This is a genomic window from Nonomuraea sp. WAC 01424, from assembly GCF_003947315.1.
GTDB lineage: Bacteria > Actinomycetota > Actinomycetes > Streptosporangiales > Streptosporangiaceae > Nonomuraea > Nonomuraea spiralis.
In genome coordinates, this window is sequence record NZ_QHHZ01000018.1 from 25,996 (window position 1) to 50,615 (window position 24,620).

At 71.7% G+C, this 24,620-nt stretch carries 26 protein-coding genes; 12 read left to right on the forward strand and 14 right to left on the reverse strand.

Going from position 1 to position 24,620, the window contains the following annotated elements; all coding sequences use genetic code 11:
• Positions 1–76: 76 nt before the first annotated feature.
• Positions 77–418: a DUF5713 family protein gene (locus tag DMB42_RS40440; RefSeq protein WP_125644330.1), complete on the forward strand. Its 342-nt coding sequence runs from the start codon at positions 77–79 to the stop codon at positions 416–418.
• A gap of 40 nt (positions 419–458) precedes the next feature.
• Here DMB42_RS40440 and DMB42_RS40445 read toward each other — a convergent pair whose 3' ends face one another.
• Positions 459–1,292 (reverse strand): helix-turn-helix domain-containing protein, encoded by an 834-nt coding sequence (locus tag DMB42_RS40445; protein ID WP_185845119.1) that lies wholly within the window; start codon positions 1,290–1,292, stop codon positions 459–461.
• On the opposite strand from DMB42_RS40445, the gene DMB42_RS40450 reads away from it, so the two are divergent.
• Positions 1,291–1,836 (forward strand): TIGR03086 family metal-binding protein, encoded by a 546-nt coding sequence (locus tag DMB42_RS40450; RefSeq protein WP_185845120.1) that lies wholly within the window; start codon positions 1,291–1,293, stop codon positions 1,834–1,836. The genes DMB42_RS40445 and DMB42_RS40450 overlap by 2 nt on opposite strands.
• Before the next feature lie 64 nt (positions 1,837–1,900).
• Here DMB42_RS40450 and DMB42_RS54450 read toward each other — a convergent pair whose 3' ends face one another.
• From DMB42_RS54450 to DMB42_RS40460, 3 genes are all read right to left on the reverse strand, one after another.
• A complete protein-coding gene (locus DMB42_RS54450) occupies positions 1,901–2,206 on the reverse strand; it encodes a cellulose binding domain-containing protein (protein ID WP_221762570.1) in 306 nt (101 codons plus the stop codon).
• Complete coding sequence (locus DMB42_RS54455; protein ID WP_221762571.1) at positions 2,203–2,709, reverse strand: hypothetical protein; 507 nt, start codon at positions 2,707–2,709, stop codon at positions 2,203–2,205. Before DMB42_RS54455 ends, DMB42_RS54450 begins: the two co-directional genes overlap by 4 nt.
• Before the next feature lie 156 nt (positions 2,710–2,865).
• A complete protein-coding gene (locus DMB42_RS40460; protein ID WP_125644336.1) occupies positions 2,866–4,260 on the reverse strand; it encodes an NAD(P)H-quinone dehydrogenase in 1,395 nt (464 codons plus the stop codon).
• Positions 4,261–4,505: 245 nt separating this feature from the next.
• Between DMB42_RS40460 and DMB42_RS40465 the strand changes: the two genes are divergently transcribed.
• Entirely contained in the window at positions 4,506–4,931 is a 426-nt protein-coding gene (locus tag DMB42_RS40465) for a gamma-glutamylcyclotransferase (RefSeq protein ID WP_379478648.1), read from the forward strand.
• Here the strand turns inward: DMB42_RS40465 and DMB42_RS40470 are convergent.
• Positions 4,928–6,232: an MFS transporter gene (locus tag DMB42_RS40470; RefSeq protein ID WP_260478230.1), complete on the reverse strand. Its 1,305-nt coding sequence runs from the start codon at positions 6,230–6,232 to the stop codon at positions 4,928–4,930. The genes DMB42_RS40465 and DMB42_RS40470 overlap by 4 nt on opposite strands.
• 114 nt (positions 6,233–6,346) lie before the next feature.
• On the opposite strand from DMB42_RS40470, the gene DMB42_RS40475 reads away from it, so the two are divergent.
• The 4 genes from DMB42_RS40475 to DMB42_RS40490 all read left to right on the forward strand — a co-directional run bounded on the left by DMB42_RS40475 (position 6,347) and on the right by DMB42_RS40490 (position 11,117).
• Positions 6,347–7,327: an Lrp/AsnC family transcriptional regulator gene (locus tag DMB42_RS40475; RefSeq protein WP_125644342.1), complete on the forward strand. Its 981-nt coding sequence runs from the start codon at positions 6,347–6,349 to the stop codon at positions 7,325–7,327.
• Positions 7,324–8,628, forward strand: coding sequence for a M20/M25/M40 family metallo-hydrolase (locus tag DMB42_RS40480; protein ID WP_125644344.1), 1,305 nt, complete (start codon positions 7,324–7,326; stop codon positions 8,626–8,628). The genes DMB42_RS40475 and DMB42_RS40480 overlap by 4 nt, the downstream gene beginning before the upstream one ends.
• Positions 8,629–8,631: 3 nt before the next feature.
• Positions 8,632–9,435 (forward strand): purine-nucleoside phosphorylase, encoded by an 804-nt coding sequence (locus DMB42_RS40485; protein WP_125644346.1) that lies wholly within the window; start codon positions 8,632–8,634, stop codon positions 9,433–9,435.
• 62 nt (positions 9,436–9,497) lie between these two features.
• Positions 9,498–11,117 (forward strand): phospho-sugar mutase, encoded by a 1,620-nt coding sequence (locus DMB42_RS40490; RefSeq protein WP_125644698.1) that lies wholly within the window; start codon positions 9,498–9,500, stop codon positions 11,115–11,117.
• 34 nt (positions 11,118–11,151) lie between these two features.
• On the opposite strand, the gene DMB42_RS40495 is transcribed toward DMB42_RS40490, so the two are convergent.
• Positions 11,152–11,520 (reverse strand): YciI family protein, encoded by a 369-nt coding sequence (locus DMB42_RS40495; RefSeq protein ID WP_125644348.1) that lies wholly within the window; start codon positions 11,518–11,520, stop codon positions 11,152–11,154.
• A 156-nt stretch (positions 11,521–11,676) separates the two neighbouring features.
• Here DMB42_RS40495 and DMB42_RS40500 point away from each other — a divergent pair, with 156 nt between their 5' ends.
• On the forward strand, positions 11,677–13,182 hold the full coding sequence (locus tag DMB42_RS40500; protein ID WP_125644349.1) for an MFS transporter: 1,506 nt from the start codon (positions 11,677–11,679) through the stop codon (positions 13,180–13,182).
• Positions 13,183–13,191: 9 nt separating this feature from the next.
• Here the strand turns inward: DMB42_RS40500 and DMB42_RS40505 are convergent, their stop codons facing one another.
• From DMB42_RS40505 to DMB42_RS40515, 3 genes are read right to left on the reverse strand one after another with little or no spacing between them, the layout of a single operon-like run.
• Entirely contained in the window at positions 13,192–13,677 is a 486-nt protein-coding gene (locus tag DMB42_RS40505; protein ID WP_125644351.1) for a GyrI-like domain-containing protein, read from the reverse strand.
• A 15-nt stretch (positions 13,678–13,692) separates the two neighbouring features.
• Entirely contained in the window at positions 13,693–14,652 is a 960-nt protein-coding gene (locus DMB42_RS40510) for a sigma-70 family RNA polymerase sigma factor (RefSeq protein WP_125644353.1), read from the reverse strand.
• Positions 14,613–15,431, reverse strand: coding sequence for a MerR family transcriptional regulator (locus DMB42_RS40515; protein WP_125644355.1), 819 nt, complete (start codon positions 15,429–15,431; stop codon positions 14,613–14,615). The genes DMB42_RS40510 and DMB42_RS40515 overlap by 40 nt, the downstream gene beginning before the upstream one ends.
• Positions 15,432–15,541: 110 nt before the next feature.
• Between DMB42_RS40515 and DMB42_RS40520 the strand changes: the two genes are divergently transcribed.
• The 3 genes from DMB42_RS40520 to DMB42_RS40530 are packed head-to-tail and all read left to right on the forward strand — an operon-like array spanning position 15,542 to position 18,415.
• Positions 15,542–16,237 (forward strand): TetR/AcrR family transcriptional regulator, encoded by a 696-nt coding sequence (locus DMB42_RS40520; protein WP_125644357.1) that lies wholly within the window; start codon positions 15,542–15,544, stop codon positions 16,235–16,237.
• A complete protein-coding gene (locus DMB42_RS40525) occupies positions 16,179–17,690 on the forward strand; it encodes an AMP-binding protein (RefSeq protein ID WP_260478232.1) in 1,512 nt (503 codons plus the stop codon). Before DMB42_RS40520 ends, DMB42_RS40525 begins: the two co-directional genes overlap by 59 nt.
• On the forward strand, positions 17,687–18,415 hold the full coding sequence (locus DMB42_RS40530) for an enoyl-CoA hydratase/isomerase family protein (RefSeq protein ID WP_125644359.1): 729 nt from the start codon (positions 17,687–17,689) through the stop codon (positions 18,413–18,415). The genes DMB42_RS40525 and DMB42_RS40530 overlap by 4 nt, the downstream gene beginning before the upstream one ends.
• Positions 18,416–18,447: 32 nt before the next feature.
• On the opposite strand, the gene DMB42_RS40535 is transcribed toward DMB42_RS40530, so the two are convergent.
• From DMB42_RS40535 to DMB42_RS40550, 4 genes are all read right to left on the reverse strand, one after another.
• Positions 18,448–19,074: a PH domain-containing protein gene (locus DMB42_RS40535; protein ID WP_125644361.1), complete on the reverse strand. Its 627-nt coding sequence runs from the start codon at positions 19,072–19,074 to the stop codon at positions 18,448–18,450.
• Positions 19,071–20,144 (reverse strand): adenosine deaminase, encoded by a 1,074-nt coding sequence (locus tag DMB42_RS40540; protein ID WP_125644363.1) that lies wholly within the window; start codon positions 20,142–20,144, stop codon positions 19,071–19,073. The genes DMB42_RS40535 and DMB42_RS40540 overlap by 4 nt, the downstream gene beginning before the upstream one ends.
• Positions 20,145–20,237: 93 nt before the next feature.
• Positions 20,238–20,588, reverse strand: coding sequence for a cupin (locus DMB42_RS40545; protein ID WP_125644365.1), 351 nt, complete (start codon positions 20,586–20,588; stop codon positions 20,238–20,240).
• A 5-nt stretch (positions 20,589–20,593) separates the two neighbouring features.
• Positions 20,594–21,193, reverse strand: a complete 600-nt coding sequence (locus DMB42_RS40550) for a hypothetical protein (RefSeq protein WP_125644367.1) — start codon at positions 21,191–21,193, stop codon at positions 20,594–20,596.
• A gap of 124 nt (positions 21,194–21,317) precedes the next feature.
• On the opposite strand from DMB42_RS40550, the gene DMB42_RS40555 reads away from it, so the two are divergent.
• Positions 21,318–23,069, forward strand: coding sequence for a hypothetical protein (locus tag DMB42_RS40555; protein ID WP_125644369.1), 1,752 nt, complete (start codon positions 21,318–21,320; stop codon positions 23,067–23,069).
• A gap of 91 nt (positions 23,070–23,160) precedes the next feature.
• On the opposite strand, the gene DMB42_RS40560 is transcribed toward DMB42_RS40555, so the two are convergent.
• Positions 23,161–24,594: an MFS transporter gene (locus tag DMB42_RS40560; RefSeq protein WP_125644371.1), complete on the reverse strand. Its 1,434-nt coding sequence runs from the start codon at positions 24,592–24,594 to the stop codon at positions 23,161–23,163.
• Between the last annotated feature and the right edge of the window lie 26 nt (positions 24,595–24,620).

Here is a 24,620-nt window from a genome sequence, read left to right on the forward strand (position 1 = left end):
CCCGGCGGGATTCTGTCGGTGGCGCCGGGCATGATCGAGCCGTCCGCACGCGATCGCACGATAGAGGAGATCGGGGATGTCCCCCACGGATCCGCAGGTGCTCGGCCGCGCCTTTCTCAAGGCCATGTACGACGACGGCTACTACCCCGATCACGTCGTCGACAAGGGCAGGGCCGTCCTGCTGCGCCTGTGCGCGCGCGTAGAGGCCGAGCGGCCGGCCGATCTGGCGGCCCTCTACACGCTGACCCACGCGGCGACGGAGGAGTTCAACGCCCTCGACGAGGAGTTCCACGAGGCCGGCAGCGAGATCGAGACCGTCGCGCGCGAAGCGATCGCCGAGGAGTTCTGGTTCGTGGCGTCGGCCTACGGCTTCCCCGAGGCCGACATCGAGGAACTGATCGCCCCCCGCGAGTGGTGACCCAGGCCGGGTCCACGGGCGTGTCACGGGCACGGGCGTGTCAGGGGCGGGTGGTGGTGCCGAGGCGGGCGTAGGCCGCGGGTGACATGCCGACCGCGGCCGTGAAGTCGCGGGTCAGGTGGGCCTGGTCGGTGTAACCCAGCTCGGCGGCCAGGGTGGCCAGGTCGAGGCCCTGGTGCACGCGCTCGGCCGCCTCGTGCAGCCGGAAGCGGCGGATCACCCATTTGGGGCCGATGCCGACGTAGTCGCGGAACAACCGCTGGAGCGAGCGCATCGACCTGCCCGCTCTGTCGGCCAGCTCGTCGACCCTGGTCACGGACACGTCGTCCTCGACCATCCCCACCAGCGCCGCGGCCTCCTCCGCCAGCGGGTCCGGCGCGGGGCCCAGCGCCAGGAGGAACCGTTCGACGTGCGCGACGGCGGCCCCGCCGGCGTGCTCGGCCAGCACCTGCTCGACCAGGGCCGGGCCGGAGGCCGCGAACATCTCGCCGATCCGCACGAACCGGCCCGTGAGCTGGGAGACCGGGCCGCCGAGGAACGTCCGGAAGCCGCCGGGGCGGAAGCGTGTGCCGAGCGCGCGGCCGGTGCCCCTCATCGTGTACGAGAACCCGCCCCTGATCACGCCCGCGATCTGGTGGAAGTCCTGGACGATCGTCATGTTCACGGTGGGATGCGACACGATGCGCTGCTCGTACGGCTCGTCCAGGTCGGTCCAGGTGACGACCCAGAAGTGCTCCACGTACGCCGACAACTCGGGCGAGGGGTACCGCCGCGAGTAGTCGAAGGCGGCGAGCCCCGCGTACGGGTCGACCCAGCCGCGCTGTCGCGTTTCTACAAGCCGCGCCCCGGTCAGGCGGGACATGATGTCTGCCATGGAAGACATGATGCCGCTGATGACCCGTGCCACTCACCGGACCTCCGGCCTGGTGACCGCGGTGCGGCCCGAGCAGCTCGGGTCACCGACGCCGTGCGCGGAGTTCGACGTCAAGGCGTTGATCGGCCACCTCGAATGGGTGGCGGAGATGTTCGAGTCGCTGGCGCGCGGCGGGGAACGCACCGAGCAGGGCCCGTACGCCGGCGACTTCCCCGAGCGGGCCGACCGCATGCTGACCGCCTGGTCGCGGCCCGAGGCGTGGGAGGGCACGTGCGCCGCGTTGGGCGGCCTGCCGATGACCATGGTGGCCCACCTGTGGCTGGTGGACATGGTCGTCCACGGCTGGGACCTGGCCAGGGCCACCGAGCAGGCGTACGAACCGGAGGCGGAGGCCGTCGCGCGGGGGCTGCGCTTCACCGAGCAGTCGGTGGAGATGGGCAGGCGGAGCGGCGCCTTCGGGCCGCCGGTGGCGGTGCCGGACGACGCGCCGCCGTTCGACCGGCTGCTCGGCCTGATCGGCCGCGACCCGGCCTGGAAGCCCTGACGACGGGGTGAAGGGGGCGCTGCGGGCAGCTCCCAAGTACGCGCAGCGCCTCCCAGGTCCGGGGTCAGGACGCGGTGCAGGTGAGGGTGGCGGGTGGGGGGTTGGCGCCGGAGTAGGTGCCGGTGAGGCCGAAGGACGTGGTGGCGTTCGGCTGGAGTGCGCCGTTGTAGCCGGCGTCGGTCACGCTCACGCCGGCGCCCGACTGGGTCAGGGTGCCGTTCCAGAGCTGGGTGATCTGCCGGGGGTGTGGACGGCGGTGCAGCCCGTACCCGTGGTGGGGGTGACGGTCGGGGTCGGGGTCGGGGTGACGACGGGGCCGGTGCGGTCGCCGTACAGGATGCCGCGGCCGTTGGTGTGCCCGGCGAATCACCGCTGGACGGCGACCGGCCCGGCGGCCTCCGGCGCGGGAGTTGCGCGGCGGCCCCGGGCGGCCAGCGCCACGGCGATGTAGAGAATCTGCTCGGGGACACGCTGCCACAGCGGCGACGCCTCCCCGCCCGCGAAGGGCACGTCGGAGATGGCGGCGTAGATGTTGGCCGGGAGCAGGCAGACGAACAGCAGGGCCAGGCAGAGCCCGGCCGCCCCGCGGGTCGCGGGCAACACCAGCCCCACCGCGCCGGCCAGCTCGAACACGCCCGTCAAATAGACCACGGCGGCGGGGAACGGCACGAAGGGCGGCACCATGCGCACCAGGTCGCCGTGGTTGGGCATGAAGGTCACACCCTCGGGGACGAAGTGCGCGCTGCCGGTCATGACCAGCATGACCGCCAGCCCGTGCGCGGCCGACACCCGCCAGGTGGCGAAGCGGCGTACGCCGAGCACGCCCAGCAGCCGGAAGCCCAGCGTGGCCACCAAGAGAACGATCACAGTCATCCGGGCACCTCATTGGATAGTAGCGTTATCCAGATTTAGATAATACTACTATCCAATACGCCCGACGGCAACCGGCCACGGAGACGCGAAAGCCGTGCGGGTCAGGAGGACCCGCACGGCTCTCGTACGCAGGAAGGAAGGTGGGACGGAAGGAGGCTAGAGGCCGATGGCCGCCTCCGGCTGCATGAGACGGCGGGCCGCCTCGGTGATCGAGCCCGACAACGACGGGTAGACCGCGAACGTGTGGGCGACCTGGTCGACCGTGAGCCGCTGCTGCACGGCCAGCGACACCGCGAGGATCAGCTCCGAGGCACGCGGGGCGACGATCACGCCGCCGAGCACGATGCCGGTGTGAGGGCGGCAGAACAGCTTGACGAACCCGTCGTTGAACCCCTGCATCTTGGCCCGCGCGTTGGTGGCCAGCGGCAGTTTGACCACGTTCGCGTCGATCTCGCCCGCCTCGATCGAGCGTTGCGCCACGCCGACGGCCGCGATCTCGGGGTCGGTGAAGATGTTGGAGGCCACCGTGGCCAGCCGCAGCGGCTGGACGGCCTCGCCCAGCGCGTGCCACACGGCGATGCGGCCCTGCATGGCGGCCACCGAGGCCAGCATGAGCACGCCGGTGCAGTCGCCGGCCGCGTAGACGCCGGGCGCGGAGGTGCGGGAGACCTTGTCGACCTTGACGAAGCCGTTCCTGTCGAGCTGGACGCCGGCCTCCTCCAGGCCGATGCCGCCGGTGTTGGGCACCATGCCGACCGTCATCAGCGCGTGGGAGCCCTCGGCCGTGCGGCCGTCCTCCAGGGTCACCACCACGCCGTCGGCGGTGCGCTTGACGGAGGAGGCGCGCGAGCGGCCCATGACGTTCATGCCGCGCCGCCGGTAGACCTCTTCGAGCACCTCGGCGCCGTCGGCGTCCTCGTTGGGCATCATCCGGTCGCGGCTGGAGACCAGCGTGACCTCCGCGCCGAGCGAACGGTAGGCGCCGGCGAACTCCGCGCCGGTCACGCCCGAGCCGACCACGATCAGATGCTCGGGCAGCTCCTCCAGGTCGTAGAGCTGCCGCCAGGTGAGGATGCGCTCGCCGTCGGGCTCGGCCCCCGGCAACACGCGCGGCGTCGCGCCCGTGGCCAGGAGCACCACGTCGGCCCTGATCGTACGGTCGCCCGCGCGTACGACCTGCGGATCGACCAGCCGCCCGCGCGCCTTGACGATCTCGACGCCCTCGGCCTCGACCCGGGTCGCGATGTCGGCCGACTGGGCCTGCGCCAGCTCCTTGACCCGCTTGTTGACCAGCGGCAGGTCGACACCCACCACGCCGGCGTCGCCGTCGGGCCCGCCCGAGAACGACACGCCCAGCGACGGCGCGTCGAGCAACGCCTGCTTGCGGACGGAGGTCGCGATCAGCGTCTTGGACGGCACGCAGTCGGTGAGCACGCAGGCGCCGCCGGGGCCGTCCTGCTCGACCATCGTGACTTGCGCGCCTAGCTGCGCGGCCACCAGCGCTGCTTCGTAGCCGCCTGGTCCGCCACCAATGATCACGATCCTCGTCACGTGTCCCATTCTCCCGTACGCGCCCGGGGAACCCGCAACCGGGCCATGGAGGCGGCATCCGGACGGACATGGGGGACACATGGGCCTTCCGTGCCCGGACTGTTGGACCGACACGGCGGGTCAGCGTGGCAGGATGCTGCGGTAGCTGGATGACGAGCGGCACCCGGCGAGAGGGGTGGATCGTGGCGTGGCTTTCGGATCAATCAGGGAAGCCGAATGATCTACGGCTTTATGCCTCGTACGGGATGAACATGGACCCGGAGCAGATGGCCATGCGTGCCCCGCACTCCCCAATCTGGGGTGTCGGCTGGCTGACGGGCTGGCGGCTGACGTTCGGGCGCACCGACAGCAAGTGGGAGAGCTCGATCGCCACCATCGTCGAGGACGCCGAGGAGCACGTCTTCGTCGTGCTCTACGACGTGCCCGACTGGGAGGAGACCTCGCTCGACCAGTGGGAGGGCGCGGTCCGGGGGGCGTACCACAAGGTGCGGCTGCGGGTGCAGACCCTCGACGGCGAGGTCGTGGCCTGGTTCTACGTGCTCGACGGCTACGAGGGCGGCCTGCCCGCGGCCCGCTACCTGTGCACGCTGGCCGACGCCGCCGAGCGCGCGGGCGCCCCCGACGACTACGTCAAGGAGTTGCGGGAGCGCCCCTGCACTTCCGCGCCCTAGCGGAGCGGCTGGTCCTTGGTCTCGCGCAGGACGAAGATGTACACGAGCGTGGAGATCAGGGCCAGGCCGGACATGTACCACGGGAACAGCCCGGGGTTGCCGGCCTTCTGGAGCGCGGTGCCGATCAGCGGGGCGGTGCCACCGAAGATCGCCACGGTCAGCGAGTACGGGAACCCCGCCCCCGCCGCCCGCACCCGGGTCGGGAACAACTCGGAGTTCACCGCGGCCGAGACCGAGGTGAAGCAGCCCAGGAACACCATGCCGATGAGCTGCACGACGAGCAGGCTGGCGAAGGAGTTCGTGAGCAGGCCGAGCAGCGGCACCGGCAGGATCAGGAAGCCGAGCCCGAACGCGATCAGCATCGGCTTGCGCCCGATCCGGTCCGACAACATGCCGAGCAGCGGCTGCAACGCCATGAAGAACACCAGCGAGATCGTGCCGACCTGGAGCGACTCGGCCTTGTCGAACGAGACGGTGATCTGGGCGTAGATGGGCAGGAAGCTGGTCCAGGTGTAGTACGCGACGGTGCCGGCGATCGTGATGCCGACGATGGTCAGCGCCGACTTCGGGTGCAGCTTGAGGAACTCGAACATGCCCGGCCGCTTGACCTCGCCCCGCTGGATCTCCTCCGCGACCGCCGAGGTCTCGTCGGCGCCCTTGCGGATCCACAGGCCGACCAGGCTGAGCAGCGCGCCCACGAGGAACGGGATGCGCCAGCCGTAGGAGCTCATGTCCTCCTTGACCAGCGCCGAGGTGAGCAGCGCGGCCAGGCCGGAGGCGATGAGCTGGCCGATGGTGGTGCTGACGTACTGGAAGGAGGAGAACAGGCCGCGGCGGCGCGGCGGGGCCGACTCGACGAGGAACGTGGTGGCGGCGGCGAACTCACCGCCCACGGACAGGCCCTGGATGAGCCGGGCCAGCGTCAGGATGACCGGTGACAGCAGGCCCACGGCCTCGTAGGTGGGGGTCAGGCCGAGCAGCAGCGAGCCGGCGCCCATCAGGATGATGGTGAAGGTCATCGCCGACTTGCGGCCGTACCGGTCGGCGAACGCGCCCACCAGCAGCCCGCCCAGAGGACGCATGAAGAAGCCCACCGCGAACACCGCGAACGAGCTGAGCAGCGGCACCAGGCTGTTGCCCGAGGTCGCGGGGAAGATCTGCGCCGAGAAGACCGTGGCCAGAAAGGTGTAGGCGTACCAGTCGTACCACTCGACCACGTTGCCGATGCTGGCCGCCATGAGCTGACGGACCCTGCTCTTCGGTATGCCGAGCGGCGATTGCGCGACGGGGGAGGTCGACACGGCGAAAGCTCCTTTTGCTGACACGTGCAGTAATGGCTTACTGTGCATTCGGTAGACCGAAACAGTCAAATGTCTGGGCAATTATTTACAAACCCGACACGGAAGCGGTTGCAGGTGGACGTTCTCGACCGGCGGCTCGTCGCCGCGCTCCAGGTGAGCCCGCGCGCCTCGTGGGGCGAGATCGGCCGGGCGGTGGGCGAGCACGAACGCACGGTCGCCCGCCGGCTCCAGCGGCTCATCGCCGACGGCGTCGTACGGGTCACCGCGATCTACGACGACCTGCACACCGGCCACGGCCGCCCCGCGCACCTGCACGTCCAGGTGCGGCCCGGCACGGCGGCCCAGGTGGCCAGGTCGCTCACCGACCGGCGCGACACGCGGTCGGTCTACGCGCTGACCGGGGCCGCCGACCTGGCCTGCGAGCTGGTGCCGCCGTCCCGGCAGGACCTGCACACCATCCTGTCCCACGACATCAGCGAGATCGACGGCGTGCTGCAGACGCAGACGCAGGTCGTGCTGCACACGTTCACGACGGTGGCCGAATGGCATGCGCCCTTCCTGACCGAGCGGGAGGTCGCCGACCTGCGCCCGGTGCCGCCGCCCCCCGACCTGCCCGACGAGGACGGCCTGTCACCGCTGGAGCAGGAGATCGCCGAACTGCTCGCGGCCGACGGCCGGGCCGCCTTCACCACGATCGCCGAACGGCTCGACATCTCCGTGCCGACCGCCCGCCGGCGCGTGGCCTCGCTCGTCGACCGGCGGCTGCTGCTGCCGCGGGCCGAGGTCGAACCCGCGCTGCTGGGCCTGGAGGTCGAGGCCGTGTTGTGGCTGAAGGTGCGGCCGTACGGGCTCGGCGAGACCGGCCGCCGCCTGGCCGAACACCCCAATGTGCGCTACTGCGCCGCCACGTCGGGCACCCACTCCCTCATCGTGCAGGTGGCGGTGGCCCACGAGGCCGACCTCTATCGTTTCATGACCGACATGCTCGGCCGGCTCGACGAGATCACCGACAGCGACCTGACCCTCGTCACCCGTGCCTACAAACGCGGTCACCTGCACAAGTCCGGACTGCTCACCCTGGAGAAGACGTCATGACACCTGCCGAGAAGGAAGTCGCCGACCTGTGCGTGGAGCTGATCCGCGTCGACAGCAGCAACTACGGGGACGGCAGCGGCCCCGGCGAGCGGGCCGCGGCCGAGGTCGTCATGGCCAGGCTGGACGAGGTCGGCATCGATTCGACCTACGTCGAGAGCGAGCCGGGCCGCGGCAACGTGGTCACCCGCGTCGAGGGCACCGACCCGTCGCTGCCCGCGCTGCTCGTCCACGGCCACCTCGACGTGGTGCCCGCCAACGCCGCCGAGTGGTCGGTCGACCCGTTCGCCGGTGAGATCCGCGACGGCTACATCTGGGGCCGCGGCGCCGTGGACATGAAGGACATGGACGCGATGATGCTGGCCGTACTGCGCCAGATGAAGCGCGAGGGACGCCGGCCGCGCCGCGACATCGTCTTCGCCTGGGTCGCCGACGAGGAGGCGGGCGGCGTGTACGGCGCCAAGTACCTCACGGCCAACAACCCCGAGCTGTTCGAGGGCGTGACCGAGTCCATCAGCGAGGTCGGCGGCTACTCGCTGGAGGTCGACCCCTCGCTGCGGCTCTACCTGATCGAGACGGCCCAGAAGGGCCTGGCCTGGATGAAGCTGGTCGCCGACGGCACCGCCGGGCACGGCTCGATGCTCAACTCCGACAACGCGGTCACCGAGGTCGCCAAGGCCGTGGCCCGGCTCGGCGGGCACGAGTGGCCGCTGACCTACACGCCGACCGTACGCCAGTTCCTCACCGAGGTCGCCGACGCCTTCGGCCTGCCGTTCGACGAGGACGACCCGGCCCCGCTGCTGGACAAGCTCGGCCCGCTGGTGCGCTTCGTCGGCGCGACGCTCCGCCACACCACGAACCCGACCCAGCTCGACGCCGGCTACAAGTCGAACGTCATCCCCGGCCAGGCCACGGCCGTCGTGGACGGGCGTTTCCTGCCCGGCTTCGAGGAGGAGTTCTTCAAGACCGTCGACTCGCTCATCGGGCCGAACGTGCGCCGCGAGTTCGTGCACCACGACATCGCGCTGGAGACGTCGTTCGACGGCGCGCTGGTCGAGTCGATGATCGCGGCGCTGAAGGCCGAGGACCCGACCGCGCGGGCGGTGCCGTACTGCATGTCGGGCGGCACCGACAACAAGACGTTCTTCGCCGACCTGGGAGTGCGCGGTTTCGGGTTCGTGCCGCTGCGGCTGCCCGGCGACATGGACTTCGCCTCGATGTTCCACGGCGTGGACGAGCGGGTGCCGATCGACGCGCTGCAGTTCGGGGTGCGGGTTCTGGACAGGCTGCTCCTAAACTACTGAGATGTGAGCAACGACGCATACACCCTGGCCGGAGAGGCCGCCGCCGTCCTGACCGGAGCGGCCGGCCTCGACACCTTCGACGTGGCCCTCGTCATGGGGTCGGGGTGGGTTCCCGCCGCTGACGCGATCGGGCAGACCGTGGCCGAGATCCCGTTCACCGATCTGCCCGGTTTCAGCGCACCCGCCGTCGCCGGGCACGGCGGCAAGATCCGCGTCGTCCGCACCCCGTCCGGGCGGCACGCGCTGGTCTTCCTCGGCCGTACCCACCTGTACGAGGGCCTGGGCGTCGACGCGGTCGTCCACGGCGTGCGCACGGCGGCCGCGGCGGGCGTACGCACGCTCGTCCTGACCAACGCGGCGGGCGGCCTGCGGCCGGAGACCCAGAACGTCGGCGACCCGGTCCTGATCAGCGACCACGTCAACCTCACCGGCGCCAACCCGATCACCGGCACGACGTTCATCGACCTCACCGAGGTCTACTCGCGCCGCCTGCGCGCCCTGGTCCGCGAGATCGACCCGACGCTGGCCGACGGCGTCTACGTGGCCTTCCGCGGCCCGACGTACGAGACGCCGGCGGAGATCCGGATGCTGCGCACGCTCGGCGGCGACCTGGTGGGAATGTCCACCGTGCTGGAGGCCATCGCCGCCCGCGAGGCCAACCTGGAGGTGCTCGGCGTCTCCCTGGTCACCAACCCGGGGGCCGGCCTGTCCGGCGAGCCGCTCAACCACGAGGAGGTCCTGGAGGTGGGCCGCACCACGGCCGCCCGCATGGGCGTGCTGCTGGCCAAGGTGGTGGACCGCCTGTGACCGCCGGCATCCCACCCGAGTCCGACGGCGACGTGCCGCTCCCGCCCGTGGACGCCGACCTGATGCGCCGCGCCCGCCAGTGGCTGGCCCAGGACCCCGACCCTGACACCCGGGCCGAGCTGTCCGCCCTCCTGGAGGACGACGACCTGCCCGCGCTCCGCGAGCGTTTCCAGGCCAAGCTGGAGTTCGGCACCGCGGGCCTCGGCGGCGAGCTGGGCGCGGGCCCCAATCGGATGAACCGCGTCACCGTCATGCGCGCCGCCGCCGGTCTGGCCGGCGTGCTCGGCCCCGGCAAGCACGTCGTGATCGGCTACGACGCCCGGCACAAGTCCGACGTGTTCGCCAGGGACACCGCCTCCGTGCTGACCGGCGCGGGCCTGCACGTATCGCTGCTGCCGCGGCCGCTGCCCACCCCGGTGCTGGCCTTCGCCGTACGCCACCTCGGCGCCGACGCGGGCGTGACGGTCACGGCCAGCCACAACCCGCCCAGGGACAACGGCTACAAGGTCTACTGGGGCGACGGCTCCCAGATCGTGCCCCCGGTCGACCGGGAGATCTCGGCCGCCATCGACGCCGTGGGCCGCGTCGACCAGCTCCCCCTCGACGGGCCCGGCACGCTCACCGAGCTGGGCGAGGGCATCGTCGACGACTACATCGACGCGGTGACCGCGCTGCCGCTGGGCGAGGCGCGCGACCTGCGGGTGGCGTACACGCCGCTGCACGGGGTGGGCTCGGGCACGCTGACCGGCGCGTTCCTCGCGGCAGGCTTCGAGACGCCGATGGCCGTCGAGGAGCAGCGCAACCCCGACCCCGACTTCCCGACGGTGGCCTTCCCCAACCCGGAGGAGCCCGGCGCGATGGACCTGGCCGTCGCGCTGGCCGCCAAGCTCGGCTCCGACCTGGTCCTCGCCAACGACCCGGACGCCGACCGGTGCGCGGTCGGCGTGCCGCTGCCCGACGGCTCGTGCCGCATGCTGACCGGCGACGAGGCCGGCGGCCTGCTGGCCGAGCACGTGATCACCCACACCACGGGCGACCGTTTGGTGGCCACCACGATCGTCTCCTCGACCCTGCTGAGCAAGATCGCGCAGGCCCACGGCGTACGCTACGGCGAGACGCTGACCGGCTTCAAGTGGATCATCAAGGCGGGCGAGGGCCTGGTCTTCGGCTACGAGGAGGCCATCGGCTACAGCGTCGGCTCCGACGCCGGCCTGCCGGTCCACGACAAGGACGGCATCGGCGCGGCGCTCACCGTGGCCGCCGTGGCCGCCGCCGCCAAGCGCGACGGACGTACCCTGCTCGACCTCCTCGACGACCAGGCCGTCCGGTACGGCCTGCACGCGACGTCCCAGCTCAGCTTCCGCGTCGCGGACCTGTCGCTGATCGCCGGCGCGATGGACCGCCTGCGCGCCGCCCCGCCCGCCACGCTCGGCGGCCACGCGGTCGAGTCGGTCGACGACCTGAGCCGCGGCGAGGGCGGCCTGCCCCCGACCGAGGGCCTGCGTTTCCACCTGTCCGGCGACGGCCGGGTGGTGGTGCGCCCGTCGGGCACCGAGCCCAAGCTGAAGTGCTACCTGGAGGTGGTGGTGCCGGTGACGGGCGAGGTGGCCGAGGCCCGCGCGTCCGCCGCCCGCGACCTCGACGGCCTGAAGGCCGACCTGGCCGCACACCTGGGGCTCTAGAGCGGCGGGCCCGTGACGCGGGCCCGCCCCCTGCTCACATGTCGGCGCCGGCCGTGAACATGACCGGCCGGACCTCGATGGCCAGGCCCTCGATCTGGCTGTCCGGGATCATCCCGGCCAGCTCGATCGCGCGTTCGCGGCTCTCGCAGTCGACCATGTAGTAGCCGCCCATGTACTCCTTGGCCTCCAGGTAGGGGCCGTCGGTCACGGCGGGCAGGCCGTTGCGGGTACGGACGACCGCGCTGGTCGATGGGTCGCCGAGCGCCTGCGTGCCGATCATCTCGCCCGACTCCTGGATCGTCTTCATGAACGCGCCGTGGCCGTTCTGGATCAGGTCGCGCTGCTCCTCGGTCAGGGTGTCCATGACCTGCTGGTTGATCTGCATGATCAGCAGAAACTTCATCGTCTCTCCTCGTGGTCGTACGTGTTCGTCGTGACGGAGTCGGAGCCGCCGCGGCCCTCTCGACATGCCCGGCGCAACATTTCCGGAAAACATGTCGAGCGCGCGACAGCGGCTCCGACCCCCTGGTGAAACCGACGCCACCAGGAGGCTCCTGACATGCAGAATCTCACCGAGACCGCCGCCGAGCCGCGGGCCGGGCGACGCGAATGGGCCGGGCTGGCCGTGCTCGCGCTGCCGACCCTGCTCGTCGCGGTCGACATCAACGCGCTGTTCCTGGCGCTGCCCCGGCTGAGCGTGGACCTGGGGGCGAGCGCCGTCCAGCAGTTGTGGATCATCGACATCTACGGGTTCATGGTCGCCGCGCTGGTGATCACGATGGGCGGGCTCGGCGACCGGATCGGCCGCCGCCGGCTCCTGCTGACCGGCGCGGCGGCCTTCGGTGTCGCCTCCGTGGCGGCGGCGTACGCGACCGGTCCCGGCATGCTGATCGCCGCCCGTACGCTGCTGGGCGTCGCCGGAGCCACGCTCATGCCGTCCACGCTCGCGCTGATCACCAACATGTTCCGCGACGCGCGGCAGCGGGGCACGGCCATCGCCATCTGGGCCACCTGCCAGTTCGCCGGGGCTGCGCTCGGGCCGGTCGTCGGCGGGCTGCTCCTGGAGCACTTCTGGTGGGGGTCGGTGTTCCTGCTGGCCGTGCCCGTGATCGTGGTGCTGCTCGTCGCCGGGACGCTGCTGCTGCCCGAGTTCCGCGCCCCGGACGCCGGGCGCATGGACCTGGCCAGCGTGGTGCTGTCCATGCTGGCGATCCTGCCCGTCGTCTGGGGCATCAAGGAGCTGGCCGCCTCCTCCGTGTCGGCCGGTCCCCTCGCGCCGCTCGCGGCGATCGTGGTCGGCCTGGCGTTCGGGGCCGTGTTCGTACGGCGGCAGCTCACGCTCGACGATCCCCTGCTCAACCTGCGCCTGTTCGCCCAGCGTCCGCTCACCCTGATCCTGACCACGCTGGTGCTCGCGGGGGTGTCCATGGCGGGCACCGGGCTGCTGGTCACCCAGTACCTGCAGTCGGTGCTCGGCTACACCGCGGCGCAGTCGGCGCTGTGGTTCGCGCCCATGGGGCTCGGCGTCGCCCTGGGCACCACGCTGACCCCGGTCATCACCCGCCGCCTCGCACCCCGTACGGCCATCATGGGCGGCCTGGTGTTGTCGGCCGCCGGGGCGGCGCTGCTCACGCAGGCCGGGGCCGGGCTGCCGGTGGTGATCACCGCGATCACCGTGCTGGCGCTGGGGACCGGCCCGCTGTTCGCCCTGGGCACGGGGATCGTGGTCGGCTCGGTGCCGCCGGAGCGGGCCGGTTCGGCGGCCTCGCTGGCCGAGTCGGGCAACTTCCTGGGCGGGACGCTCGGCCTGGCCCTGCTCGGCACGGTCGGCGCGGCCATCTACCACCACGCCGTGCCCGCGCACCTGCCCGGCGAGGCCAGGGAGACCGTGGCGGGCGCGGCGGCCGTGGCCGGGCGGCTCGCCCCGGAGCAGGCCGCCGAGCTGCTGCGGGCCAGCCACGCCGCGTTCGTCAGCGGGCTCGACGCGATCGGCCTGGTGGGCGCGGCCCTGTTCGTGCTGGCCGCGCTCCTGACCTCGCTGCTGCCCCGCGCGAACGCGGCGTGACGGGTGTCGTCAGGCCAGGCGGAACTGCAGGTCGATGTCCCACTTGTTCAGGTCGGGCTCGACCCGCGGGTCCGTCTGGTACAACTCCAGCCGGCAACCCCAGTGCTCGACCCCGCCCTTCTCCGTCATGTCCCAGGCCAGGCCCTGCTCCGCGGCCCACTTCAGCAGCGACTCGATGACGCCGGAGAGCCGGTCGGGGTGGCCGTGGCTGGACTCGGTGACGTAGCGGCCCGCGGGCAGCGTGGCCGCGTGGAAGTCGCCCCCGCCCTCCATGGGGGCGGCGACGGGCACGCCCGCCTCCACCACCAGCCGGTCCTGCGGCATGTCGATGTCGTGGTACCGGAGGAACGGGGCTCCGGCCGGCTCGTGCCCGCGCTCGGCGAGCCAGCCGATCATCTCCGCGATCCGGTCTCCGACCAGGCCGAACGTGGTCATCGTGATGGTCTTCGTGATCCCGATGTAGGGACGCTCGGGAAGTTCGACGATCTGTGGCATGTGTCTTGCCCTCCTTCACCTGTCAGTACGGAGCGCGTGCCCGAAACTCATCGGCAGGCCGAAGAACGGGAAGAGCCCGGGATCGAGAAAGGTCGTGACGCCGGTGACGAGCCCGCCGCCGACCTCCAGGACTACCAGGGCGAACGCCTTCCCGTCCCGGTACTGGGCGAGGGCCGGCGCGCCGTTCGCCCCGGTCCGCACCAGGCGGGCGCCCTCGCAGGGCGCCGCGGCGGCCTCCAGGACCGTCCTGACGGCCTCCCGGCCGCGCAGCCACCAGGTGAACGGCGGCATCGACATCGTGGCGTCCTCGTGCAGCAGCGAGACCAGGGCGTGCACGTCGTACCGCTCGAAGGCGGAGACGTAGCGGTCGAGCAGCGTCTCGTCGATCTCGTCGTCCTCCGGGGCGACCGCGGGCAGCCGGGCGCGGGCGCGTTGCAGCACGCTGTTCACGGACGTGACGCTCGTACCCATGAGCTCGGCCACCTCGGCGGCCCGCCACTCCAGCACGTCGCGCAGGACGAGCACGGCCCGCTGCCGCGGCCGCAACCGCTGCAGCGCGGCCACGAACGCCAGCCGCACGCTCTCCCTGGCCACCGCCAGCTCGGCCGGGTCGGACGGCAACACGCGGCCGTCCGGAACCGGCCACACCCAGGCGTCCCCGGCCAGCGGCTCGCCGAGCGGGTCGCCCGGACGCGCCGCAGGCCCGAGGTCCATCGCCCGCGCCCGGCGCTGCGGCCCCCGCAGCATGTCCAGGCAGACGGACGTGGCGAGCCGGAACAACCAGGGACGCAGCGGCCCCCGCGCCGCGTCGTACGTCCGCCACGCCCTGACGAACGTCTCCTGCACCGCGTCCTCGGCCTCGAAGCCCGAGCCGAGCATCCGGTAGCAGTAGCCGGTCAGCTCGACCCGGTGGTGTTCCAGCTCGGTCGCCTCCACTAGACCGGGGCCACCTCGATCTGCAGCTCGTGCACCCATTCCGCGCGGTCGTCCGGGCAGTGCAGGGACACCTCCCTGGCCAGGTCGAGCGGACGGTAGCCGTTGTCCTCGATCCAGTGGGCCAGGGTCTGGAACGTCGGCCCGACGTCCTCCATCGGGCCGTGGTGGATGATCGTTGCCGCGGTGCCGACGGCGGGCAGGTCCCTGATCTCGAAGTCGTGGCCGGCATCGGGGGCCACGTCGACCGGCAGGCAGGCGTGGACCATGACCGAGCCGTCGTCCTCCTGGCGGTAGTAGGCCAGGCCGGGGCCGGTGATCCGGATGCCGGCCCGGTCCACGCGGGCGCAGATCTCGGCGAACAGCGGCTGGATGACCGGGCCGACGTCCTCGCCGTCGTAGCTGGCGGCCCTGGCGCTGAGCTGGGCGACCCGTACCGGGCTGAGCTTCTTGAGCACGACTTCCGCGGCGTTCATGTACCCCTCCGTCTCGATGGACCGGAGTCTCGCCTCGACGCCGCGCAGCCTGGCCAGGTCGGCGCTGATCCGGGCCTCGATCTGGGCCCGGCGCAGCCGTACCATGCCGTGGAGCTCCTCGGCGCCGACCTTCTCGTCCAGGATCGCCCGGACCTGTTCCAGCGTGAAGCCGAGGTCCTTGATGGCGACGATGCGGTTGAGCCTGGCCAGTTGCGCGGCCTGGTAGGAGCGGTAGCCGGTGAGCGGGTCCACGTGCGCGGGACGCAGCAGACCGATGGCGTCGTAGTGGCGGAGCATGCGTACGGACACAAGCCCCAGCCTGGCGAATTCTCCGATGCTGAACATGTCCGCTCCAGGTGTAGGGGCTCACACCGTGTCAGAGTCAACCTATGGCGATATCTAGGGACTTGGGGTATTTTCGGGCTATCCAGCAACCGAACGTTCGGTAGGTCGCCGTGGACGTGGACGCGCAGCTCCGGATCAGGACGGCGGCGGTGCGCCTGTTCGCCCGGCACGGCTACGCCGCCACCAGCATCAGAGACCTGGCCAGGGCCGTGAACCTGACCAACGCCGGGATCTACCACCACGTATCCAGCAAGGAAGCCCTGCTGGCCGACCTCATGCGGGCCGGCCACCAGGGCCTGATCGACTCGACCGGGCACGTCCTGGCCGGGGCGGCCCGTCCCGCCGACCGCCTCGCCCTGCTGATCACCTCGCTCACGGCCGTGCACGCGCTCAGCCCGCTGACCACCCGCGTCATGGACGGCGAACTCCGCTCCCTGACCCCCGGCTCCCCCGCCCACACCGAGGTCATCGCCCTGCGCGACGCCTACGAGAGCCACTGGAAGAACGTCCTGGCCGACGGCGTCGCCGAAGGCGTCTTCCGCATCGCCGACCAGAAGCTGACCCGCCTCGCCCTCATGTCCATGTGCACCGGCACCAGCGAGTGGTACCGCCCCGACGGGGACTCGACGCTGGAGCAAGTGTGCGCGGAGTTCGTCACGATCGGCCTGGCCGCCGTACGCGCCGCCGTCCCGGTCGTGGCGCCCCTCGATCTTCGCCTGCTGCCCGACTTCCCGTGGGAGCCGCCGGATGCACACCACGATCCCCGAGCTGATGAGGCACGCCGCCGGCACGTACGGCGAGCGTGAGTTCCTCCGATTCCCCGCCCTCTCCCCCGCTGCCCCCTCGGCCATCTCGTCGGCCGTCCCGTCGGCCTCGCTGAGCTTCGCCGAGGCCGACGCCGAGTCCGACCGCCTGGCCCGCGCACTGGCCGCCCAAGGGGTACGACCCGGCGACCGGGTGGCCGTGATGCTGGACAACGTGCCGTGGTGGCCGTTGAGCTGGCTGGCCGTCCTCAAGGCGGGGGCGGTCACCGTCCCCGTGAACGTGCGCTACCAGGCCGCCGACCTGGAGCACGTGCTGCGCGACTCCGGCGCGGTCGCCACCCTGACCGTCGAGGCCCACGCGCCGCGCGTCCCCGGCCCGGTGCACCTGGTGGACAGGCTGACGGATGGCCCATCTCTCGACATATCCCTCAGCGCGGACAATGTCGCCAATTTTCAGTACACATCTGGGACGACCGGTTTCCCCAAAGCCTGCCTGCTCACCCACGACTACTGGCTCAGAACCGCCCAGGTCGTCGCCGACCTGATCCAGGTGCGCGACGACGACGTCCTGATGATCGCGCAGGCGTACTCGTACATGGATCCGCAGTGGACCACGCTGCTCTGCCTGCTCGGCGGGATCCCGCACGTCGTCCTCCCCCGCTTCTCCGCCTCGGGCTTCTGGCCCGCCGCCAGGGAGAACGGCGCCACCCTCACGTACGTCCTCGGCACCATGCCCCTGCTGATGCACAAGCAGCCGCCGAGCCCCCTCGACCGCGAGAACCGGATGCGGCTCGTGCTCTGCTCGGGCATCGCGCCCGACCTGCACCGCACGTTCGAGGAGCGCTGGGGCGCGCCCTGGCGCGAGCTGTACGGCTCCACCGAGAGCGGCTGCGACCTGATGTCCGCCCCCGACGCGGCCGACACGGTCGGCACCGGCGCGATGGGCACGCCTCCGCCCGGCAAGGAGGTCCGGATCGACGAGGAGACCGGCGAGATCCTGGTCCGCGGCACGCCCATGATGCTCGGCTACTGGAACCACCCGCAAGCCACCGCGCACGCCTTCCGCGGCGGCTGGTATCACACCGGCGACCTGGGCGTACGCGACGCGATGGGCCGCATCCGGCACGCCGGGCGGCTGAAGGACACGGTCCGCAGGGGCGGCGAGAACATCTCGTGCGCCGAGGTCGAGAGCGTGCTCGCCCGGCATCCCGCGGTGCTGGCCGCGGCCCTGGTCCCCATCCCCGACGACCTCTTCGGCGAGCTGCCCAAGGCGTTCCTCCAGCTCCGCCCCGGCCACGCCGCCGACGCCGGCACGGCCGCCGCCGTCGTCGCCCACGCCAGGGAACGCCTGGCCCGCTTCAAGATCCCGGCGTACGTGGAGTTCGTGGAGTCCTTCACGCTCACCCCGTCCGCCCGCATCGAGAAGCGCCACCTGCTCCAGCCCGGCCGCGACCAGCGCGCCGCCCCCGCCATCCCCACGGAGGACCCGGCATGATCGACGTGACCGTACGCGACGAAGTGGCCCTGATCACCCTCGCCCGTCCCGAGAAGCTGAACGCCCTCACCGCCGGCATGCGCCTGGACCTGGCCGCGGCCGTACGCGCCTGCGGCCGTACGGCCAGGGGCATCGTGGTGACCGGAGCCGGCCGGGCGTTCTCGGCGGGCGAGGACATCGCCGAGGCGGCGGGCAAGTCACTGGTGGCCGAGGTGGAGCTGTTCCACGACCTGACCAGGGCCGTGCTGGAGACCCAGGTGCCGGTGGTCGCCGCCGTCAACGGCCTGGCCGTCGGCGGTGCCGCCGAGTGGACGCTCTGCTTCGACACCCGGATCGGCAGCCCGGCCGCCGAGTACTTCCTGCCCGAGAACCACCTCGGCCTGTCGATCTCGAACGCCGCCGGCTACCTCCTGCCCCGGCTGGCCGGCGGCCGGGCGCTGCGGCTGGTGCTGGACTCGGCCCGCCTGAGCGCCGCCGAGGCCGTCGCGGCCGGACTGCTGGACGAGATCGTGCCCGCCGAGGAGCTGGTGGAGGCCGCGATCGCCCGCGTGCGGCACTGGACCGGGCCGGGCACCGCCACCGCCGTGCACCTGCGGCTGCTGCGCCCGCCGCTGGCGGAGGTCGAGCGGGCCTTCGAGGCCGAGACCGAGGCGGCACGGCACGTGGAGAAGGCGGGCCTGGCCCAGGCCGGCATGACCCGCTTCCTCACCCGCCGAACCCCCTGACCCCAAGCCACCGAGCCGCCGGGCTGGTGGCGTCAGGCGATGACCACGGCGGCCACGATCAGGGCGACCGCGACCACGAGGACGGCGATCGAGTCGTAGGACAAGGTGACCTTGGCCGGGGTCGCCGGCTCGTCGCGGCCGCGGGCGGCCTCGGCGCGCTCGCGGATCTGGTCGCCCACGAAGTCGGCGTGGGTCTTGCCCGCGAACGCCTCGGCGGCGGCCTGCGTGGCCTTGCTGACCGTGGTCTCGACCCCGAACCGCCCGCCCCGACCGGGTTTGGGCACCCCGCGCCGCTGCGCCTTGGACCGCTCTCTGGCGCTGCTCATCGGCGTCCACAACCGCAGCACCTGCTCGTCGGCGCCCTCGCCGCCGTGACGCACCGCGATGGAGTGGGTGACGCTCACCTCGCCGATGGACGCCCACGGCAGGAACGTCGTACGCAGCGGGTTACGGGCCAGCAGGCCCTCCTCGCCGACCACCGTGGCGGGCCTGACCGCGACCACGTAGACCAGCGCCGTCATCGCCCCGAGCACGGCCAGCGCCACCATGGACGGCTTGCCGTTGTAGTGGGCCGTCAGGTCCCACACGTTGAACGCCACGAAGACCAGCCACACGATCCCCAGGACGAACGCGGTCCTCGACCGATATGTGTGCTTCATGGCTGCCACTTGATCTGCGCGAACCCCGGCTTGATCACGCCGTTGATCAGCGCCAGCCGCTCGTCGAACGGGAGGAAGGCCGACTTCATCGCGTTGACCGTGAACCACTGCAGGTCGTCCCAGTCGTAGCCGAACGCGTCGACCAGCTTGGCGAACTCCTGCGACACGCTCGTCGAGCTCATCAGCCGGTTGTCGGTGTTGACCGTGACCCGGAAGTGCAGCCTGCGCAGCAACCCGATGGGATGCTCGGCGATCGAGGCGGCGGCCCCGGTCTGGAGATTGGACGTGGGGCACATCTCCAGCGGGATGCGCTTGTCGCGGACGTACGCCGCCAGCCGCCCCAGCTTGGCCGACCCGTCGCCGGCCAGGGTGATGTCGTCGATGATCCGCACGCCGTGACCGAGCCGGTCGGCGCCGCACCACTGGATGGCCTGCCAGATCGACGGCAACCCGAACGCCTCGCCGGCGTGGATCGTGAAGTGCGCGTTCTCCCGCTGGAGGAACTCGAAGGCGTCGAGGTGACGGGTGGGCGGGTAGCCTGCCTCGGCCCCGGCGATGTCGAACCCCACGACGCCGACGTCGCGGTACCGCACGGCCAGCTCGGCGATCTCCATCGAACGCGCCATGTGGCGCATGGCGGTCAGCAGGGTGCCGACGCGGATGCCGCGCCCCTGCGAGCCCAGCCTGAACCCTTCGAGCACCGCCTCCACCACCTCGTCGAGGCTCAGCCCCATGGTGGTGTGCTGCTCGGGGGCGAAGCGCACCTCGGCGTAGACCACGCCGTCGTCGGCCAGGTCGCGGGCGCACTCGGCGGCCACGCGGACCAGGGCCTCGCGGGTCTGCATGACCGCGACCGTGTGGTCGAAGGTCTCCAGGTAACGCTCCAGCGACCCCGAGTCGGCCGCCTCCTCGAACCAGAGGCGCAGGTTGTCGGGATCGGTGGAGGGCAGCCGCCCGTAGTCGATCTCCCGTGCGAGCTCGACGATCGTCTCGGCGCGCAGCCCGCCGTCGAGGTGATCGTGCAACAACACCTTGGGAGCCAGCCGGATCTTGTCAAGCGTGGGGCTCATCTGGCCATGATATGAGCACACTCATCCGCAGCCGCACACGTCGCGCCCGCCTGTGGACAACCCTTCCGGCACACCCGCGAACGGGGCCTGCGGTCAGTCGCGGCCGGCCGTCTCCGGTGCGAACGCGGGCAGGCACACGGCGACGTACTCGGCGCCGTCGGGGCCGGCGCTGTAGCGCACCTTCTCCCCCGGCGAGGTCACCACCGACTGGCCCGCGGCCACCTCGACGTCGGCGCGGTCGTGCTCGACGAGCACGCTGCCGCGCAGGACCACGGTGTACTCGGTGAACGACGGGGTCTGGGCGGGCTCCTGCCAGCCGGGCGGGGCGGTCATGTGGGCGATCGAGATCTCCTCGTCGCCGCTGTTGACGCGCCCCACGTGCTCGTCGATGAGCTTGCCGCCGGGTACGGGGATACGGGTCGGGCCCTCGATCACTCTCACCACGTGGATCAGTGTGCCACGTCGAGCACCAGACGGCTCGGCCCGGACTGCTCCTTCACCTGGAAGCCGGCCCGGCGGGCGAGCGCCAGGCCGATGCCCACGCGGCCCTCGAAGTCGCCGGTCCGTACGACGTCGCCGACGTTCTTGAGGTTGGCCGGGTAGACGGGGCCGCCCTTCCAGGTGGGGTAGCCGTCGTCGTCGTGCGCGTTGGCGGGGAACAGGGTGAGCTGCAGGTACGCCCCGCCGCGGACGCCGATGGGCTCGCCGGACCCGTCCTCCAGGAACTCCTTCACCCATTGCACCTTGTATCCGGGGATGTCGCCCTTGAGGTCGATCACCACGCGGTCGTAGCCGTCGTGGGTGGCGTACCGGACGCCGGTCACCACGGCCGGGTCGAGGCCGTCGCGCTCGACCTCCACCTCGGCGGTGCTGGTGGGGACGTCCGACGGGGTGGTTCCGGGGGTGGCGCTCCGGCCGGTCTCCGCGGGGGACTCCAGCCGGGCGCTCTGCGAGGTCGTGCCGCACGCGGTCAGCAGGGCGAGGCAGACGAACGGGGCGACGAGGCGAAGACGCGACGACCGGTCGCCGGACGGGGATGACGGGCGCATGCCCGGTAGATGCCCAGCCCACGGGCCTGCAAGCGGCTTCGGGGCGGATCGGCCCAGGATTCCTGGGCACTTCCGTGGAACCGCGACGCCCTCTACGCTGATCAACCCACAAGGAGTCACACAAGTGAGCAAATCCAACGATTTATCGGTCTTTCTGGCTACTTATGGCCCTTCCTTTGCCCGGACGGCGTACCTGCTGACCGGCGACGCGGACAAGGCGCGCGAGCTGGCCGGCAAGGCCCTCGTCGCGGCCTGCCGCCGGTGGTCCGCGATCCGCTACCACCGCCCGGCCGACGCCGTGCTGCGCGAGCTGTACCGGCGCTTCCTGGGCGCGACGGGCGCGCGCTTGCCCGCGCCCGACGGCCACCCGCTGGCCGGGCTCGCCCCGAGGACCCGCGCGGCCGTCGTCGTCACCCTCCACGACGGGCTGAGCCTCCCGCACGCGGCGACGGTCACGGGCCTGTGGGTCGGCGCGCTCGACGACGAACTGCGCCGGGCCCGCACCCACCTCCGCTCCTCCCACCCCGACCTGTTCACAACACCCTCGGATCTGCCCACGACACCGGTCGCTCCCCGGCCTCCCGACACCGCCTCGCCCTGGACCCTGAGCGACGCCCCCGACACCGCCTCCTCCCCCTGGACACTCGGCACGGCCGCGCCGCCTCCCTCCGCGTTCCCCGAGACGTTCCCCGAGACGTTCCCCGAGACGCCGGGGCACCAGGACGCCCCGGCCGAGGATCGGGTCCTGCGGGCCGTCCTGCTCGACCTGGCGGCCGAGATGCCGCACACCGACCTCACCGCGACCGTCCTGAACCGGGTCGCCACGCGGCGCAGGGTGCGGGCGTCGGTGTGGACGTTCGCCACCGTCGGCCTGACCGGCACGCTCGTCGCGATGCTCGCCGCGGGCCTGTCCGCGGTGGCCGACAACGTGAACGAGGCGATGGCCCGCCGCTCCCAGTCCCCCGGCGGCCCCGGGTACGAGATCCCCGGCCCGCTGCCCACCGCGCTGCCCGACCCGGTCGGCTTCGCCTACCCCGGCTACTGCCGCGACTCCGACGTGGACGCCCACGACCCCCTCCCCTGCGGCCAATGGGTGCTCACGACCAGGTCGGGCACGGAATGGCGGCTGCCGGACGCACGAGCCGGGTACGACGCGGCGACCGGCGCGTACATGCCGCTCGCGCTGAGCCAGGACGGCCACCGGCTCGTCTACCAGAACCCCCAGGGCCGGTTCCTGGTCCACGACCTGCCCACGGGCGTGGTCAAGGAGATCGACGCCACGGCCGGGGACGGCGAGGCACGCCTCGGCTCCTCGCCCGACGGCCGCTACTTCTCGCTCTCCTTCGGCGGCTCGGGGGCCGGCGCGGTGCTCGACTTCAGCACGGGCACCACCCGCACCGTACGCGGCCAGGGCGTCGAGATCCTCGCCCTCGACGACGACGGCACGTCCGTGGTCTCCGAACGCCGGGACACCACGGACGTCCCCGGCCACGCCTCGGTCAGCACGCTCAGGCTGGACGGCGGGCGCACCCGTACCCGGGGGTTCCGCATCGACCCCGCGCTCGTCGAGCACGGCGCCGCGCTCGCGCCCGACGGCCACTCCCTGGCCCTGGTGACGGCCGACGACGAACTGGTCACCATGGACGCCCGTACCGGCCGCGTCGCCGGCCCCCGTACGCGGCTGGACGAGGACGACCTCGAAGTGGTGCGGGTGGAACGCTGGCTGAGCCGCGACAAGGTCCTCGTACGCCTGTGGGACCTCGAGGACGTCTACCTGACCGAGGTGGACGTCCGTACCGGCGAGGCGACCGTCTTCGACGACTCCGCGACGGAGTGGATCGACTACTCCGACCCGCTCGGCGCCCTGGCGGAATGAGGAAGAGGGCGCCGCCTCCGGCGGAACCCTCTTCCCGGTCACGGACCAGGTGACCCGGTCGGCTCGGGCCATGCGGCCCGATCAGCACGGATCAGACGGCCTCGACGACCTTCACGCCCTCCCGTTCGGCCTGGGCCTCGGCCTCGACCTCGGCGGCGGCCCGGCGCGAGCGCAGCCCGGTGGCCGAGATCGCCAGCCCGACCAGGGCCAGCACCAGCGAGACCACGATCGCCGAGCGCAGCGCGCCGATCGACAACGTCTCGCCGTTCCCGCCCGAGGTCAGCACGGCGGTCACCACGGCCAGCACGATCGCGCCGCCGACCTGGCCGGAGGTGTTGAGCAGCCCGGAGGCCAGGCCCTGCTCGTCGTCGTGCACGCCGTTGGTGGCCTGGATGTTCAGCGCGGGGAAGGACAGCGCGAACGCCACGCCCAGCAGGACCATGCCGGGGATCACCATGGCGCCCAGGCTCGGCGTCTCGTCGATGCCCAGGAAGATCGCGTACCCGCCGGCCAGGGCCGCGGCGCCGATGACGATCAGCTTGCCGGTGCCGAACCTGTCGGCGAAGTCGCCCATCTTGGTCGAGGTGACCGCGACGAGCAGGCCCGCGGGAAGGAACGCCATGGCCGTGCCGAGCGCCGACCAGTGCAGCAGGTTCTGGAAGTACTGCATGGCCACGAACTGGAAGGCGACGTACGAACCCATCAGGATGAGCAGTCCGAGGTTGGCGCGGACGATGTGGCCCGAGCGCAGGATGCCGAGCCGCACCAGCGGGTGCTTCAACCGCAGCTCGGTGAAGACGAACAGGCCGAGCAGCACCGCCACGGCCACCAGCGAGCCGATCGTCCGGAACGAGGCCCAGCCGACCTCGGGAGCCTGCACGACGGTGAAGACCAGCAGCAACATCGAGGCGGTGATCAGCACGGCACCGATGAGGTCGTGACCGCCTTCGGCGCGCTCCTCCCGGCCCTTCGGCAGCACCTTCAACGCGGCGATCAGCGCGATGACCGCGACCGGCACCGGCATGAGGAGCGTCCACTGCCAGCCGAGCCCGGTCAGCAGACCGGAGAGCACGAGGCCCAGCGAGTAACCGCTCGCGGCGCAGGCGGTGAAGATGCTCAATGCCTTGTTGCGCTCCGGGCCCTCCGGAAACGTGGTGGTGATGATCGACAAAGCGGCGGGCGCGGTGAACGCGGCGGCCACACCCTTGACGAAGCGGGCCGCGATCAACAGCCCTCCGTCGTCCACGACACCGCCCAGCAACGACGCGACGGCGAAGACGCCCAGAGCGACCAGGAACACCCTGCGCCGCCCGAGCAGGTCGGCGGTCCTGCCCCCGAGCAACAGAAGACCGCCGTAACCGAGCACGTAGCCGCTGACCACCCACTGCAGGGAAGAGGTGCTGAGGCCCAGGTCGTGCTGGATGGCGGGCAGGGCGACGCCCACCATCGAGACATCAAGGGCGTCAAGGAAGATCACTGCACAGAGCACGGCGAGCGCGCCCCAACGGGATGAGGAAGAGGACATGGGTCAGAACAATACATGCGCCCGCA

What these genes read in the sequence shown, in the direction of transcription:
- DMB42_RS40440 (WP_125644330.1), top strand. Translation starts at nt 77, where the DNA reads ATGTCCCCCACGGATCCGCAGGTGCTCGGCCGCGCCTTTCTCAAGGCC.
- DMB42_RS40450 (WP_185845120.1), top strand. Translation starts at nt 1,291, where the DNA reads ATGGAAGACATGATGCCGCTGATGACCCGTGCCACTCACCGGACCTCC.
- DMB42_RS40445 (WP_185845119.1), bottom strand. Translation starts at nt 1,292, where the DNA reads ATGGCAGACATCATGTCCCGCCTGACCGGGGCGCGGCTTGTAGAAACG.
- DMB42_RS54455 (WP_221762571.1), bottom strand. Translation starts at nt 2,709, where the DNA reads ATGACTGTGATCGTTCTCTTGGTGGCCACGCTGGGCTTCCGGCTGCTG.
- DMB42_RS40465 (WP_379478648.1), top strand. Translation starts at nt 4,506, where the DNA reads ATGAACATGGACCCGGAGCAGATGGCCATGCGTGCCCCGCACTCCCCA.
- DMB42_RS40480 (WP_125644344.1), top strand. Translation starts at nt 7,324, where the DNA reads ATGACACCTGCCGAGAAGGAAGTCGCCGACCTGTGCGTGGAGCTGATC.
- DMB42_RS40490 (WP_125644698.1), top strand. Translation starts at nt 9,498, where the DNA reads ATGCGCCGCGCCCGCCAGTGGCTGGCCCAGGACCCCGACCCTGACACC.
- DMB42_RS40495 (WP_125644348.1), bottom strand. Translation starts at nt 11,520, where the DNA reads ATGAAGTTTCTGCTGATCATGCAGATCAACCAGCAGGTCATGGACACC.
- DMB42_RS40500 (WP_125644349.1), top strand. Translation starts at nt 11,677, where the DNA reads ATGCAGAATCTCACCGAGACCGCCGCCGAGCCGCGGGCCGGGCGACGC.
- DMB42_RS40505 (WP_125644351.1), bottom strand. Translation starts at nt 13,677, where the DNA reads ATGCCACAGATCGTCGAACTTCCCGAGCGTCCCTACATCGGGATCACG.
- DMB42_RS40510 (WP_125644353.1), bottom strand. Translation starts at nt 14,652, where the DNA reads ATGGGTGCACGAGCTGCAGATCGAGGTGGCCCCGGTCTAGTGGAGGCG.
- DMB42_RS40515 (WP_125644355.1), bottom strand. Translation starts at nt 15,431, where the DNA reads ATGTTCAGCATCGGAGAATTCGCCAGGCTGGGGCTTGTGTCCGTACGC.
- DMB42_RS40525 (WP_260478232.1), top strand. Translation starts at nt 16,179, where the DNA reads ATGCACACCACGATCCCCGAGCTGATGAGGCACGCCGCCGGCACGTAC.
- DMB42_RS40530 (WP_125644359.1), top strand. Translation starts at nt 17,687, where the DNA reads ATGATCGACGTGACCGTACGCGACGAAGTGGCCCTGATCACCCTCGCC.
- DMB42_RS40535 (WP_125644361.1), bottom strand. Translation starts at nt 19,074, where the DNA reads ATGAAGCACACATATCGGTCGAGGACCGCGTTCGTCCTGGGGATCGTG.
- DMB42_RS40540 (WP_125644363.1), bottom strand. Translation starts at nt 20,144, where the DNA reads ATGAGCCCCACGCTTGACAAGATCCGGCTGGCTCCCAAGGTGTTGTTG.
- DMB42_RS40550 (WP_125644367.1), bottom strand. Translation starts at nt 21,193, where the DNA reads ATGCGCCCGTCATCCCCGTCCGGCGACCGGTCGTCGCGTCTTCGCCTC.
- DMB42_RS40560 (WP_125644371.1), bottom strand. Translation starts at nt 24,594, where the DNA reads ATGTCCTCTTCCTCATCCCGTTGGGGCGCGCTCGCCGTGCTCTGTGCA.